This window comes from Desulfuromusa kysingii (assembly GCF_900107645.1).
Lineage (GTDB): Bacteria > Desulfobacterota > Desulfuromonadia > Desulfuromonadales > Geopsychrobacteraceae > Desulfuromusa > Desulfuromusa kysingii.
On the sequence record NZ_FNQN01000004.1, the window covers coordinates 90891 to 106116 of the forward strand.

Below are 15226 nucleotides of genomic sequence, written 5' to 3' on the forward strand. Positions count from 1 at the left end.
ATTTCTTCCTTTGACATCCATAGGGGCGCCACTTTACGCCCGTAATAATCAGGGAGTGCAGAAAGCAACCCCCGTCAGCAGGCTAATTAATGCCGGAAATGACGCATCCCGGTAAATACCATGGCAATATTATGTTCATTTGCAGCAGCGATCACCTCTTCATCACGAATAGAGCCCCCCGGTTGAATAACCGCAGTAATACCAACAGCCGCAGCATTGTCAATCCCATCACGGAAAGGGAAAAACGCGTCTGAAGCCATCGCGGCACCAGTAACATCCAACCCGGCTTGCTCAGCCTTGATGGCAGCAATCCGGGCAGAATTAACCCGACTCATCTGACCGGCACCGACGCCAATTGTCATCCCATCCTTACAGTAGACGATAGCATTTGATTTAACAAACTTGGCGACTCGCCAGGCAAAGTCGAGGTCCTGACGTTCTTTGTCCGTCGGTGCCCGCTTGGTAACGACCTGCAAGTCCGCGCTCAGGAGCAAATCGGCTTCCTGGACCAGCAATCCGCCATTAACCCGCTTGTAATCAAAGCGTGGAGAAGGTTCAGCCGGCCACTCACCACATTCAAGGAGGCGGACATTCTTTTTCTTGGCGATAATATCGGCCACCGTAGCAGCAACTTTGGGGGCAATAATCACCTCAACAAATTGCCGATCGACAATTGCCTGAGCCGTTGCCGCATCCAGTTCCCGGTTAAAAGCGATAATCCCGCCAAAAGAGGATTCAGGGTCCGTTGAAAAGGCACGCTGATAAGCATCAAGAAGATTGCTCCCGGTAGCAACACCACAGGGATTGGCATGCTTGACGATGACGCAAGCCGGTGCCTCATTAAATTGCTTAATGCATTCAAGAGCAGCATCAGTATCTCCGATATTATTATAGGAAAGCTCCTTCCCTTGCAGTTGCTTTGCTGTAGCAATAGAAGCATCTTTAATATCTTTTTCAACGTAAAAAGCAGCCTTCTGATGTGGATTTTCGCCGTAACGCATCCCCTGGGATTTTTGAAATTGCAGGGTCAATGTTGGAGCAAAATCAGCGGTCTCTGCGTCGATCCGTTTTCCCAGCCAATTGGAAATGGCCCCATCATATGCAGCAGTATGCTGATAAACCTTAACCCCAAGCTTGAAATTGGTCGCCGTTGAAACCTCACCGCTACCCTGTTTCATTTCGGCAATGATGGGCTCATAATCTGCCGGATCAACAAGGACGGTGACAAACTTATTATTTTTAGCAGCGCTGCGAAGCATGGTCGGTCCGCCGATATCGATATTTTCGATAGCGTCCTCAAGACGACAATCGTCTTTTGCCACCGTCGCTTCAAAAGGATAGAGGTTCACTACCACCATATCTATCGGCTCAATACCGTGTTTCTTCATTGCCTCAATATGCTCTGGATTATCGCGCAGACCAAGCAAACCACCATGGACCTTAGGATGTAGTGTCTTTACCCGACCATCCATCATCTCTGGAAATCCGGTATATTCAGAAACATCCATTACTGGAATTCCAGCATCACGGATTAACTTTGCAGTTCCACCAGTTGACAATAACTCAACCCCAAAACTGTTTAATTCCCGAGCCAGATCAATAACTCCGGTTTTATCCGAAACCGAAATCAATGCACGTTTAATAGCAGCCATAGACCATCCTTTCTTAATTCCTAATCAATGAGACTGAGAAGACGACAAAACCCAGAGCGGCATTCGTAGCTCACCCTGTGAGATTTAGTCTGTCAATCTGTACGGTATTTATATATAAAAATGAAGTGGGCTTTAAGCCTTTAAAACAACGAGAAATTGAGGTTTTTTTAGCATGATTCCCCCCTGCTGACAACTGCTTTTAAAAACTATGGCACCGACTGATAGCGTCGGGGAATCCGGTTACCGATACGGCAAAAAACTTCGTAGGGAATTGTGTTCAACTGTTCTGCCCACCCATCACCGGTGATGGATATATCGTCCATAGAACCAAGTAAAGTGACACAATCGCCGATCTCAACCCCCGTGACATAACTGACATCCAGCATAATCCAATCCATACACACTTTGCCAACGACGGGAACCTTTTGTCCACGGAGTATCCCCTGCCCCCGATTACTAAAGAGACGGTTATAGCCATCAGCATAACCAATAGGCAGAACGGCGATCAGCATATTATCATGGGCGTGGTAGCTATGACCGTAAGAGATGCCGCTGCCAGCTGGCAAGCTGCGTAATTGGGCAATGCAACTCCGCAAATGCATCACCGGTTGCAAATCCAATCGCGTCGAAAAAGCAGGGCTTGGCAGACCGCCATAAAGGATAATTCCGGGGCGAGACAGAGTGCAGTCAGGACACCCCCAGGCACTTAAACCGGCACTATTGTTCAGGTGAACCTCACGAGGTTGAAGCCCAGCGTCGCGAACCATTTGCAACATCATCAGAAATTGGTCCTGCTGCGTATGGGTCACCACGGAGTCCAACTCATCGGCACAGGCAAGATGGGACATAAAACCTTCAATGATCAAACCATCCAGCTGCCGCAGTTGCGGCAAAAATTCCTGCAGCTGCGCGGGCAAGAAACCAACCCGCCCCATTCCACTGTCGACCTTTAGATGAACCTTTATTTGCCGTTTCCGTCGCAACGCCTCAGCATTAAGACGCGCAGCAGTCGCAGTGTCCATAAGGATTGGCATCAAGTTAAATTCTAAAAACACCGCTTCCTGTCCAGGGAAACAGCCCCCCAAAATCAGGAGATTATCACCAATTCCAGCTTGACGTAACTCTAAGGCCTCTTCAAGGGTCGCTACGGCAAAATCACGCACTCCAAACCGCTGCAAAGCCCGGGTCACTTGCACAGCACCATGGCCATAGGCATCAGCCTTAACCACCGCCAAAACACGCTGATTCGAGGAACACAAATTTAATGCCTGTTGCAAATTATGTTGTAACGCCGACAGATCAATATCGACCCACGTCGGACGAGCAGAATAGGTCATCACGCTATTTTCTCCAGAGGATAAAAAGGAGGGATTAACACCCAATTTCTCTGTGAATTTATCCCTCCTGAACCATTATGTAAAGGAACAATCAACCTAAAGATTAATTGACACCAAGATTTAATGCTGCTAGGATTATTTGATGATTGTATATTTCTCATTCTAATTTTTTCAGGATAATTCTTCAACACAGAGAATAACATCCACTACATCTATATAAGGGAGCTTGCCAATGCTTTCCGGTCTCTACCTGATCACGGATAACAACCTCGATGGTAAACTGCTGACAAAAGTCGAAGCAGCATTGAAGGGTGGAACAAAAACGGTTCAATACCGGGCTAAAGATATCCGTCCAGATAAGCGGCGGGAAATGGCAGAAAAACTTAAAGCTCTTTGCCACCGACACAAAGCACTATTCATCATAAATGATCTGCCTGAACTGGCTCATGAGATTGATGCTGATGGCGTCCACCTTGGCCAGGAGGACATGTCTATTGCCTCAGCCCGCCAAATCATCAGTCACAAAAAACTCATTGGTGTTTCTACCCATAGTGTCGATGAAGCCCTCAAAGCTGAAGCCCATGGTGCTGATTATATCGCCATCGGCAGCATCTTCCCCACTGACAGCAAGCAAGACATCACCCTCGTAGGGATTGACACCCTGAAAAAGGTGCGCAAAGCCGTCCGTATTCCCGTAGTTGCAATCGGCGGAATCACCCCTGCCCGCGCATTTGAAGCATTGTCCGCTGGAGCTGATGCTGTTGCCATCCTCTCAGGAATTATGGCAGATGCAGATCCCGCAAGGGCAGCAAAAGAATATTCTCTCCTTTTCAACCGCAATAACCCAGCCCCCAACGGTAACGTCTTAACCATCGCGGGTTCAGATTGCAGTGGTGGCGCCGGCATTCAAGCCGATATCAAAACCATCACCCTGCTTGGAAGCTATGCCAGCTCCGTCTTAACAGCCTTGACAGCACAGAACACTCTAGGGGTGAACGATACTTACATGGTTCACACTGACTTTGTCATGAAACAACTGGAAGCCGTTCTCGATGACATTGGAGCCGACACCGTCAAAACCGGGATGTTGAGTTGGGGTGGGATCGTCTCGCGGGTCGCAAAAGTCATTGAAGAGCGTTCACTCCTCGCCGTAGTTGATCCAGTCATGGTTGCCAAAGGGGGCGAATCTCTCCTCGATAAAGAGGCCCATGACAGTCTCATCTCACGCTTACTACCACAATCATATCTATTGACTCCGAACCTACCAGAAGTCGAAGTGATGACGGGAATTGAGCCCCGCACAATTGGAGAGATGATTGAAGCTGGTCGCACTCTACAGGAATTAGGGGCACGCAACGTTTTGATTAAAGGAGGTCACCTCCATGGTGATGCGACAGACATCCTGTTGTTGGGAGAGGAGGAATATCAACTGAACAATCAACGTTTTGATACCATCAACACCCATGGGACTGGCTGCACCCTTTCATCCGCAATAGCAACCTTTCTAGCCCAAGGATACCCGTTAAAACAAGCGGTAGAAAGAGGCAAACGCTTTGTTTCTCTTGCGATCGAGAAATCCACCCCCAATGGCCGGGGACACGGTCCAGTCAATCACATCCAAGCGGCAATGCAACTCTTGCACGAACAGGTGTCGGTACAAGACTAATGCCCATCCTCTTCAAACACCGTGGAGCTCTGCAAACATTGCTTTTCTCTATTGACTTTCGTGCGACCTAACTGGTAACTCTATCCATGTCTATTTGACACGCTAGGGGCGTCTTCGTTACTGAGAGTTCCAGTATTCTGGAACAACCCTTGGAACCTGATCCGGTTAATCCCGGCGTAGGGAAGCGGCTACTCAATACCGATATTATTTATCGATAGCCGCCTTTTGGCGGCTTTTTTGCTTTGTAGATTGGTGAACTATTTTTTTTGATCAGGATCTGCATCAGTTCATATCTTTCAACCACAGTGCATCCACTTTAACACTGTTTTTATCTGCTTGAGGTAACCCTTATGACTCAACTTGAAATGGCCCGTCAGGGACAGATCAGCGATTTAGTGCGCCAAGCTGCCGCTGCTGAAAATATCGAACCGGAAATTCTTCGTCAGAAGATTGCTGCAGGGACAGCCGTTATCTGTCGTAACAATAAGCACACAAACGGGCGCCCCCTAGCCGTTGGCGAAGGGCTACGCACCAAGACGAACGCCAACCTGGGCACAAGCCAGGACGATACCAGCATTGATAAAGAGCTTGAAAAAGCCAAGGTTGCAGCAGCTGCTGGAGCGGATGCCCTGATGGACCTGTCTACCGGAGGCCCAATAGATGAAATCCGCGCAGCAATCATCGCTGAAACCGATCTCTGTATCGGCAGTGTTCCCCTGTACCAAGCCGCTTGCGACGCAGTCATAACGCAAGGGAAACCTATTGTTGATATGACGGTCGAAGATATTTTTGCCGGCGTTAAAAAGCATCTCGAAGACGGCGTCGACTTTATCACCGTCCACTGTGGCGTGACCCGTGAGACGGTCTCAAGAATGGACCGTGAGGGACGACTGCTGGAGGTTGTCTCCCGTGGAGGTTCTTTTACTGTCGGCTGGATGGATTACAACAATGCTGAAAACCCCCTCTACGAATTCTATGACCGCTTACTGGAATTGGTGCGGCCCTACGATGCGGTTCTCTCTCTCGGCGATGGTTTCCGTCCTGGGTGCCTGGCAGATGCAACAGATCGGGCGCAAATTCAAGAATTGATTATCCTTGGTGAGTTGACCCAACGCGCTCAAGATGCCGGAATTCAGGTCATGATTGAAGGCCCTGGACATATGGCTCTTAACCAGATAGAGGCCAACATCAAACTACAAAAACGCCTCTGCCATGGCGCCCCATTTTATGTTCTTGGACCATTAGTGACAGATATCGCCCCCGGCTATGACCACATCACTTCGGCGATCGGAGGCACTGTAGCAGCCGCTGCTGGAGCCGATTTCCTCTGCTATGTCACCCCCAGCGAACACCTCCGCCTTCCGACCGTTCAAGATGTGCATGAAGGGGTCATGGCGGTACGAATTGCAGCCCATGCCGCTGATATCGTTAAAGGCATCCCTGGAGCTATAGACCAAGACAACGCCATGGCGGTTTATCGTAAAAAACTTGACTGGGAAGGACAATATTCCGTTTCCATTGATCCAGAAAAAGCAAAACATTGGCGGGACGAATCAGGGGTTGATGAATCTCATGGAGCCTGTACAATGTGTGGTTCCCTCTGCGCTTACAAGGTTATGGATGGCCGCGAGAAGAAAAAAGCAGTATAGAAAAATACTGCGCCTGGAATTAAATAGTATCCACTTATAGCACCGAATCGATGGATTCGGTGCTTTTTCAGGAATTATGCCGATGTGTGCAAAAAAGTTCACCCGCCCAAAGCGCAGACCCAAAATCAAACTGCGCGGCTTCAACAACTTGACGAAAAGTCTCTCCTTTAATATTTATGATATCTGCTATGCCAAACGTCCCCAGGCCCGCAAAGAATATCTTGAATACATAGACGAAGAGTACAACGCCGAACGTTTAACGATGATTCTCACCGAAGTTTCAGATATCATTGGTGCGAATATTCTGAATATTTCCAGCCAGGATTACGACCCGATGGGAGCATCGGTCACCATTCTGATTGCCGAAGAACCCATTGAACCAAAACCTGACCTTGTGGTTGCCCACTTGGATAAAAGCCATCTCTGTATCCACACCTATCCGGAAACCGATTCAAAATCAGGAATTTCAACCTTCCGGGTTGATGTCGATGTTTCAACCTGTGGTAGAATCAGCCCACTCAAAGCACTTAACCATCTGATTGCTTCATTTGAATCAGATATTGTGCTGATGGATTACAAGGTGCGCGGCTTTACCCGGGACACTAAGGGGCGCAAACATTACATTGATCACCGAATTCACAGTATTCAGCAATACATTCGTAAGGACATACGTGATCTTTATCAATGTGTCGATATCAACATTTATCAGGAAAATTTATTTCATACAAAAATGTTGCTCAAAGATTTCGATTTAAATAAATATCTCTTTGCAACAACGTATGAGGATTTGTCTGTCGAGGAGAGAAAAAGGATAAAAACGATCCTTGGACAAGAAATGACTGAAATTTTCCATGCTAAGAATATCTATTGAGAGGCAAAATATGAATATCAACTTTTTTTTCCCTCTATTGGTGCTTATGACTTCACTTATCGGCTGCCAGCCCGTCAGTCAATATTTGGGCGATCCAGAGATGCCTTACCCTCCAGACCGTGAGCCGGTTGTTGGAGATATACTCCATCTGCCAACAGGAATTTTCGTTGATCAGGAGGTGATGCTCGATCAGGCCAGTCGTACCCAGGTGGTTTTTGTCGGTGAAACCCATGACAATCCAGCATCCCATCGGCTGCAAAAAACGATTCTTCAGGCGTTAGCACAACACAACCCTGGCAAGATCACCTTGGCGATGGAGATGTTTACCCCCTCACAACAAACCGTTTTGGATCGGTGGATCAATGGGGATCTGACAGAGAAAGAATTTTTACAACAGGTCAATTGGTATCACAATTGGGGGATGAACTTTGCCTTCTATCGCTCCCTGCTAAACTACTGCCGGGATCACAAGATTCCCCTTTTGGCCCTTAACGTAGAACAAAATCTCAAGCAAAGTGTCGCCAGAACGCCCTTGGCAGAATTGTCGGTGGAAGAACAAGAACAATTGCCTGACATAGACAACAACGATCCCTATCAGCAAGCGATGGTTGAAGCTATTTTCAGTGACCACAAAATGGGTCGGGCCATGCTCGATGGCTTTCAACGAGTGCAAACCCTTTGGGACGAGACGATGGCACAGAATCTGGCTGAATATCTACAGCAACAGGGCAAAAATCGCCAAGTCCTCGTCATTGCAGGAGGAAACCACATCCGTTACGGATATGGCATTCCCCGTCGCATGTTCCGCCGTACCCCTTCCAGTTACCTTCTGATCGGCTCAGAAGAATTAAACATACCGGAAGACAAAAAAGACCGACTGATGAACGTCGTTAAACCAAACTACCCGATGCCCCCTTATCATTTTCTCACCTTTACCGAATATGAGGATCTACCGAATCCAGGGGTTAAACTGGGAATCATGCTGGACAAAACGGATAATGGACTCCTCATCAAAGGGGTCCTCCCGGGATCAATTGCGGAGCAACAAGGGTTAGAAAAGGGGGATATCCTGACCCGGCTTGACACCCAACCGTTAGTAGAGGTCTTTGACCTGATTTATGAATTACAACAGAAAAGCAGCAATGCCGAGGTCAAATTAACCCTGCAACGACAGCAACAGACCATCACCAAAACAATCAATTTCTCAACGCCCAGATAGACGCTAGCTATGCCCTTAAACACAAGTTCGGCACTGTTGATTTTCAGCAAGTATCCTGTCCTTGGAAAAGCGAAAACCAGACTTATTCCGGCCCTTGGAGCGGAAGGTGCGGCACAATTGCATCGACGCTTGGCAGAGCATACCCTCAAGACGGCTCGAACAACCTGCGCAGAAAGGTGCAACTGCAACCTTACCGTCCATTACACCGGAGCCCGGCTAAAAGATTTCCGTTCTTGGCTTGGGAGCGATCTGGAATATAAAGTCCAGCCTGATGGGGATCTTGGAGCGCGGATGCAAGCCGCCTTCAAAACATCTTTCGATCATCATCATAATTATGTCATAGGCCTTGGTACGGACGTTCCGGGGCTCACGCCCGAACTGATCCAACATGCTTATACATGTTTAGGGGATTATGATATCGTCATTGGCCCCGCCCTTGATGGTGGTTATTATCTTCTGGGGATGAAGTCCCCCCGTCCCGAACTCTTCGCCCATATCGACTGGGGAACTGATCAAGTTTATCGGCAGACACGGGAAATCTGTACCCGCCTGGAACTGAGCGTTTATGAACTCCCCCACCTGAGCGATATTGATCTTCCCGAAGATTTGCCTCTCTTCAGCGACAATCCACAATTCAACGCCATCATTGACAATGAATCGCCACTTTCCATCATCATTCCAACTCTCAACGAAGCAGCGGTGATCGCAACAACCATTGAATCATTACAACAAACGGATGCGGCTATTGAAATTATCGTTGTTGATGCCGCTAGCGAAGACGATACCGCTGCCATTGCCGCCCAATGTGGGGCCAAAGTTTTCACCGTCACCACTGGACGGGCAGATCAACTCAACGCCGGGGTCAAAAACAGCAACGGCCGCCACCTGTTATTTCTCCATGCTGACACCTTACTGGTGCCAAACTACAGGCAGCTGGTCCGCTCAACCCTGGATAACCCGAGCACCGTTGCCGGGGCGTTCCGTTTCAAAACCGACGCCTCTGGGCTGGCCATGCGAACAGTTGAATGGGGGACAAATTTTCGCTCCACAGTATTCAAGTGGCCGTATGGAGATCAGGGCTTGTTCATGGAACGGCGAATCTTTGATGAGATGGGTGGATTTTCTCCCCTCACTATTATGGAGGATTTTGATCTTGTCCGCCGTCTGCGTCAGCGTGGACCTGTCGTCACCCTTAAAGAAGAAGCGCTTACATCTGCACGCCGGTGGAAGAATCTTGGAGTCATCCGCACCACGATAATAAATCAATTGATGATTGCTGGTTTTTTTACCGGTGTTTCAACAAAAAAACTGCGCAACTTCTACCGCCACAAGTAAACCAAAGCTTAACTTGCATTGCAGAGATCGCGAAAGGAAGCATATTATGAGTATCGTCTCAGTCCTTAAAAATATACAAACATCCTTTTTCCTCCCCGTACTGATCGTCTCGTTACTGTTGATCTCCACACCAATCAACGCAGGACAAAGCAGTGCTGCAACCGAGATTCAAGTTGGTCGTTTCTCTGCAGGGGATCTTAAGGGTTGGCAAGAGAAAGAGTTTCTCAACCAAACCAACTATCAATTAATCAAACAAGGTGATCGAACGGTGCTCCAGGCTGAAGCAAATGCTTCAGCCTCTGGACTATTCAAAGAGGTCAACATCGACCTGACGACCCATCCCTATATTAATTGGCAGTGGAAAATTGAAAAAGGACACCCGCCACTAGCTGAAAGAACTAAAGATGGCGACGATTATGCGGCACGCGTCTATATTGTTGTGAAAGGTGGATTGGCATTCTGGAAAACCAAAGCGATCAACTATGTCTGGTCCTCATCAGAAACAAAAGGGGCGAGTTGGCCCAACGCATTTGCCGGAAAAAATGCGACCCTTATGGCGGTTCGTACTGCTGCAGACAAGAAAAACACTTGGTATCAGGAAAAACGTAACGTCCTTGAAGACTTCAAAAAAATCTTCGGTGAAGAGATAACGTCAATTGATGCCGTGGCGATCATGACAGACAGTGACAACACTGCTGGATTGGTCAGTGCGAGTTATGGTGATATCACTTTTACCGCCGAATGAATCAACCTGCCAGTCGGGAAAAAACAAGGTTATCTGGCGATTCTCAACACCAGATAACCGACCAATCCCGAAACAAAGGACCCAACAAGGACTGCCAACTTGTCGGCATAAAGGAACATCTGCGTATCATCATAAGCCAGGGTATCGACAAACAGACTCATAGTGAAACCGATACCAGTAAGAATAGAGACGCCATAGAGTTGTTTCCAGCTACTATCGGTCGGCAGGCTGGCGAACCCGGATTTGATCGCCAGCCAACTAAAACCAAATACTCCCAACTGCTTGCCTAAAAACAATCCGAGCATAATTCCTATGGGGACAGGATTAATCATTTCTGCCAATGAAATGCCCCTCAAATCCACTCCAGCATTGACAAAGGCAAAAAGGGGCAATATCAAAAATACGACCCAGTTGTGCAGATCATGCTCCATTTCTTGGTTCATTGAGAAACGCCTCCCCTTTCTACTGGTACAATGCAAAGGGATCATAAATGCCAGCGCCACCCCAGCCAACGTGGCATGGACGCCTGACTTCAAGACGCTGACCCACAACAGGACACCGACCAGAATATACGCCCCTTTAAGAGCAACTCCTATCCGGTTCATGACAAATAAAATAGACAGTGCTATGGAAGCGATAATAATGGATAAGGTTGAAAGATCATTCGTATAAAATAGAGCAATAATAATGATAGCGCCTAAATCATCAATGATCGCCAGAGCAAGTAAAAATACCTTGAGAGACAACGGCACCCTCGTCCCTAACAGCGACAAAACCCCTAAAGCGAAAGCGATATCGGTAGCCGTAGGGATAGCCCAACCTTTCATGGCAAACGAGTTCCCATGATTAAAAGCAATGAAGACCAAGGCAGGAACAATCATGCCACCCATAGCAGCAACCCCCGGCAGGACAACTTGGCGGACTGAAGACAGGTGACCTTCTAAAACCTCCCTTTTGACCTCTAAACCAATGAGAAAGAAAAAAATCGCCATGAGACCATCATTCACCCAAAGCAATAGCGGTTTGGCGATCTGTAAATCACCGACACGAACCTCAACATGAGTGTGGAGGAAACCGCTATAGATCTCTGAGAAAACACTATTTTTTAACAGCAGTGCACAAATGGTAGCCAGAACCAGCAAGATGCCTGCTGAAGATTCTTTTTTGATAAAAGCATTAATGGACTCAATCATTGTTCTTCCTTACCTAATCCCCCCCCCAAAAAGATGACAAGTGGCACATTCAACGACGATGAAGAAACCGCTGGTTCCAGACAACCAAAGTGAATTGGTGGTCGAATCGCTGCTACGAAAATGAAGAACCAGACAATAATAGAATTCAAACCTGTAGGCTAGTCATTATGATAGGATAAAATCTTATCCAGATAAAAGAGGGCATTCAATTTTTTTCCACAGCGAACAAACGACAAAAAAAGGAGCTTGTCATGGCAAAAGTTCTCATATGGTTGGCGTCAGGTGACCTTGACAAACTACAACCGGGAATAATCTACGGGACCAATGCAAGAAAGAACGGTTGGGTCGATGATGTGCAATTCGTCGTCTTTGGTGAAAGTGAAAAGGTGATGTTAGAACATCCAGAAACGTTCGCCATCCTCCAGGAGAACAATACCGCCTACTGCAAGTTTGTAGCGGATGACCTGGGGATCACCTCATCACTCACAAAAAAAGGGGCCAATATCATTTACGTTGGTGACTATATTTCAAACTTCATCAAAGAGGGATATCAGGTTATTACTTTTTAGAAGCTACAGGTTGAAGGCTCCATAGGCCTTCAACCTGTAATAGATACAGAAGAGTTCTCAAGCTTTTCCAGCACTTCCCAAAACCGTCTCGTTCTTGTGTTTAATCAGACGGATCAACTCGGTGCGGGCAGCACCCAGATATTTACGCGGGTCAAACTCACTGGGGTTATTCTGCAGATACTCACGCACCTTGGCGGTGACGGCCAAACGACCATCTGAATCAATATTGATCTTACAAACAGCACTGGCTGCCGCTTTGCGAAGCTGGTCTTCCGGCACCCCAACAGCACCATCCATCTTGCCACCATACTGGTTGATCAGTGCAACATATTCGGGGAGAACACTGGAGGCACCATGGAGCACAATCGGAAAACCGGGAATCCGCTTTTGACATTCGGCCAGGATATCGAACCGCAACGGTGGCACCGATTCCCCCTCTTTGAGCTTAAACTTGTAGGCACCATGGCTAGTTCCTATCGATATCGCGAGGGAATCTACCCCGGTCTTCTTGACAAAATCTTCAACTTCATCAGGCTGAGTGTAGGTGGATTTTTCAGCAACCACCTCATCCTCGATCCCGGCAAGAACTCCAAGTTCACCTTCAACTGTGACATCATGCGCATGGGCATAGTCAACCACCTGACGGGTCAAGGCAACATTATCAGCATAAGAGAGATGCGAACCGTCAATCATGACGGATGAGAATCCAGACTCAATACAACTCTGGCAAAGTTCAAAGGAATCACCATGATCCAGATGGAGAACAATCGGGATTTCTACCCCCATCTCTTTTGCCATCTGCACTGCACCCGTGGCCATATAACGGAGCATCGTTTCATTAGCATAGTTCCGTGCACCTTTACTGATCTGCAGAATGACCGGCGACCTTGTTTCTACACAGGCCGTAATGATTGCCTGCAGTTGTTCAAGATTATTAAAATTATAGGCAGGGATAGCATAACCACCATCGACCGCTTTTCGAAATATTTCCCGCGAATTTACCAAACCCAGATCTTTGTAACTCACGACGTCAGCCATTATTTATTCCTCCATGGAGATTGCGGATAAAGTGTAATGCCAAAACGAATTTATCTCTCGACGATTAACTCTAACAATTTTTATCAACCAACCTAACTAATTGTCCAGTGACTGCCGGATAAAAGGCAACGACGATCCCTGTAAAGGGAGTTGCAAAAGCAGTACAGTTAAATTAGTATACGCAGATTTAAAGGGCACGGAAAGATAAAATCTGAATCGAGCGCCTCAGTCGGCTATCCTGTAGAGATCGATTGGTTCAGATTCAATCCTCTTTATATTATAGACACTAACACACAATGAAAGGGTTTGCTGGATATGGTTGACACAAAAACAGATGAGTATTTTAAAGAGTGGAAAGAGCGCGAGACAATTGCCGAAGCCATGACACCGCTACTCGGAAAGCTTTATCGTGATCAGGAGGTGATCTGTACCGTCTATGGTCGCGCCCTTGTCAACCAATCGACAATTGAAGTTCTCCGGGCCCACCGTTTTGCCCGGCAGATTATCAATCGAGAGATCTGGGTCTCGGACACTTACCCCATCCTCCTGGCCATGACAGAGATGGATCTCGCCCCTGGAAAAGTTGATCTCGGGAAGATGGCGATCCTCTTTCAGGAACAAGGTGGTGGGGATATTAAAGCTTTTGTCGCCGAGCAGTTAAAAGGTCTGGATACTGGCAAAGGACATCAACTCAACGAACCCCGTGACGTCGTCCTTTACGGTTTCGGTCGTATCGGTCGCCTGTTGGCAAGAATCCTGATCGAACAGACCGGTGGCGGCAACAAGCTGCGCCTAAGAGCGGCTGTTGTTCGTAAAGGGAGTGAAGATGACCTGACCAAACGCGCCAGCCTCCTTCGCCGCGATTCTGTTCACGGCCACTTCAAAGGGACTATCAGAGTCGATGAGGCCGAAAATGCCATTATCGCCAATGGCAATATGATCCGCATCATTTACGCCAACTCTCCTGAAGATGTTGACTATACAAAGTATGGAATCAACAACGCTCTGATTATCGACAACACCGGTAAATGGCGTGACCGCGAAGGCTTAGGACGACACATTCATTGCAAAGGGGCCTCCCAGGTTATACTGACAGCGCCGGGCAAGGGAGATATCCCCAATGTCGTTTATGGTGTCAACAATGCGTTACTTGAGACAGATGAAAAAATTCTCTCCGCAGCCAGTTGTACAACCAATGCGATTGTCCCGGTCCTTAAAGCTATCAATGAGAAATTCGGTATCGAAGCAGGACATATTGAGACCTGTCACAGCTATACGAATGATCAAAACCTGATAGACAATTATCACAACAAAGAGCGTCGGGGTCGTAGTGCGCCGTTAAATATGGTCATCACAGAAACCGGAGCAGCAAACGCCGTTGCCAAAACATTGCCAGAGCTTGCGGGAAAATTGACCGGCAATGCCATTCGGGTTCCGACCCCCAATGTTTCTCTGGCGATTTTGAACCTTACCTTAAACCAAGAAACCAGCGTTGAAGAACTGAATCGCTATCTGCGGGGGGTCTCACTCGATTCACCGTTACAAGATCAAATCGACTTCACCAATTCACCCGAGGCGGTCTCTAGCGACATGGTTGGCTCAACATATGCTGGAATTATTGATTCATTGGCAACTATTGTTCAAGGCAATCGCTGCGTCCTCTACATCTGGTACGACAATGAATATGGCTACAGCTACCAAGTAGTGCGGATTGCTGAAAAAGTGTCAGGAATGAGCTTAAATCACTGGCCCAGATAAAGAGTTAGACGCCGGGGGTTAAAAAAAGGAAACCGGGCTATTCGCATGAAATAGTCCGGTTTTTTTCAGTTTTTATGTAATTCAGATAATTGCATTGCAACGCTTAAACAATGACGCCAAAGAACACCGATCATAAAAAAACAAAAAGCCGACATCTTTGCAGATTCGGCTTTTTGTCATATAGAAACAGAAGG

The 15226-nt window shown here is 47.4% G+C and carries 12 protein-coding genes and 1 riboswitch; of the genes, 8 read left to right on the forward strand and 4 right to left on the reverse strand.

The window, feature by feature from the left end; genetic code table 11:
* Positions 1 to 86: 86 nt before the first annotated feature.
* A complete protein-coding gene (gene purH / locus BLU87_RS07800; RefSeq protein ID WP_092346422.1) occupies positions 87 to 1652 on the reverse strand; it encodes a bifunctional phosphoribosylaminoimidazolecarboxamide formyltransferase/IMP cyclohydrolase in 1566 nt (521 codons plus the stop codon).
* 206 nt (positions 1653 to 1858) lie between these two features.
* Positions 1859 to 2989, reverse strand: a complete 1131-nt coding sequence (gene alr, locus BLU87_RS07805; protein ID WP_092346424.1) for an alanine racemase — start codon at positions 2987 to 2989, stop codon at positions 1859 to 1861.
* 232 nt (positions 2990 to 3221) lie between these two features.
* On the opposite strand from alr, the gene thiD reads away from it, so the two are divergent.
* From thiD to BLU87_RS07835, 6 genes are all read left to right on the forward strand, one after another.
* The gene (thiD, locus tag BLU87_RS07810) at positions 3222 to 4655 is read left to right on the forward strand and encodes a bifunctional hydroxymethylpyrimidine kinase/phosphomethylpyrimidine kinase (protein WP_092346426.1); all 1434 of its coding nucleotides are present in this window, start codon (positions 3222 to 3224) and stop codon (positions 4653 to 4655) included.
* A gap of 94 nt (positions 4656 to 4749) precedes the next feature.
* Positions 4750 to 4855: riboswitch (TPP riboswitch) on the forward strand.
* Positions 4856 to 5005: 150 nt separating this feature from the next.
* Positions 5006 to 6304, forward strand: coding sequence for a phosphomethylpyrimidine synthase ThiC (gene thiC / locus BLU87_RS07815; RefSeq protein WP_092346428.1), 1299 nt, complete (start codon positions 5006 to 5008; stop codon positions 6302 to 6304).
* Positions 6305 to 6386: 82 nt separating this feature from the next.
* Complete coding sequence (speD, locus tag BLU87_RS07820; RefSeq protein WP_092346430.1) at positions 6387 to 7175, forward strand: adenosylmethionine decarboxylase; 789 nt, start codon at positions 6387 to 6389, stop codon at positions 7173 to 7175.
* 10 nt (positions 7176 to 7185) lie between these two features.
* A complete protein-coding gene (locus BLU87_RS07825; RefSeq protein WP_175498300.1) occupies positions 7186 to 8394 on the forward strand; it encodes a ChaN family lipoprotein in 1209 nt (402 codons plus the stop codon).
* Between the two features lie 9 nt (positions 8395 to 8403).
* A complete protein-coding gene (locus tag BLU87_RS07830; protein WP_092346434.1) occupies positions 8404 to 9729 on the forward strand; it encodes a TIGR04283 family arsenosugar biosynthesis glycosyltransferase in 1326 nt (441 codons plus the stop codon).
* Between the two features lie 46 nt (positions 9730 to 9775).
* The gene (locus BLU87_RS07835; RefSeq protein ID WP_092346436.1) at positions 9776 to 10474 is read left to right on the forward strand and encodes a DUF3047 domain-containing protein; all 699 of its coding nucleotides are present in this window, start codon (positions 9776 to 9778) and stop codon (positions 10472 to 10474) included.
* Positions 10475 to 10503: 29 nt separating this feature from the next.
* Here the strand turns inward: BLU87_RS07835 and nhaA are convergent, their stop codons facing one another.
* On the reverse strand, positions 10504 to 11667 hold the full coding sequence (gene nhaA / locus BLU87_RS07840; RefSeq protein WP_217637458.1) for a Na+/H+ antiporter NhaA: 1164 nt from the start codon (positions 11665 to 11667) through the stop codon (positions 10504 to 10506).
* Between the two features lie 251 nt (positions 11668 to 11918).
* On the opposite strand from nhaA, the gene BLU87_RS07845 reads away from it, so the two are divergent.
* Complete coding sequence (locus BLU87_RS07845; protein ID WP_092346438.1) at positions 11919 to 12236, forward strand: hypothetical protein; 318 nt, start codon at positions 11919 to 11921, stop codon at positions 12234 to 12236.
* Positions 12237 to 12293: 57 nt separating this feature from the next.
* On the opposite strand, the gene BLU87_RS07850 is transcribed toward BLU87_RS07845, so the two are convergent.
* On the reverse strand, positions 12294 to 13274 hold the full coding sequence (locus BLU87_RS07850; RefSeq protein WP_092346440.1) for a class II fructose-bisphosphate aldolase: 981 nt from the start codon (positions 13272 to 13274) through the stop codon (positions 12294 to 12296).
* A gap of 315 nt (positions 13275 to 13589) precedes the next feature.
* Between BLU87_RS07850 and BLU87_RS07855 the strand changes: the two genes are divergently transcribed.
* Complete coding sequence (locus BLU87_RS07855) at positions 13590 to 15032, forward strand: glyceraldehyde-3-phosphate dehydrogenase (RefSeq protein WP_092346442.1); 1443 nt, start codon at positions 13590 to 13592, stop codon at positions 15030 to 15032.
* Positions 15033 to 15226: the final 194 nt, after the last annotated feature.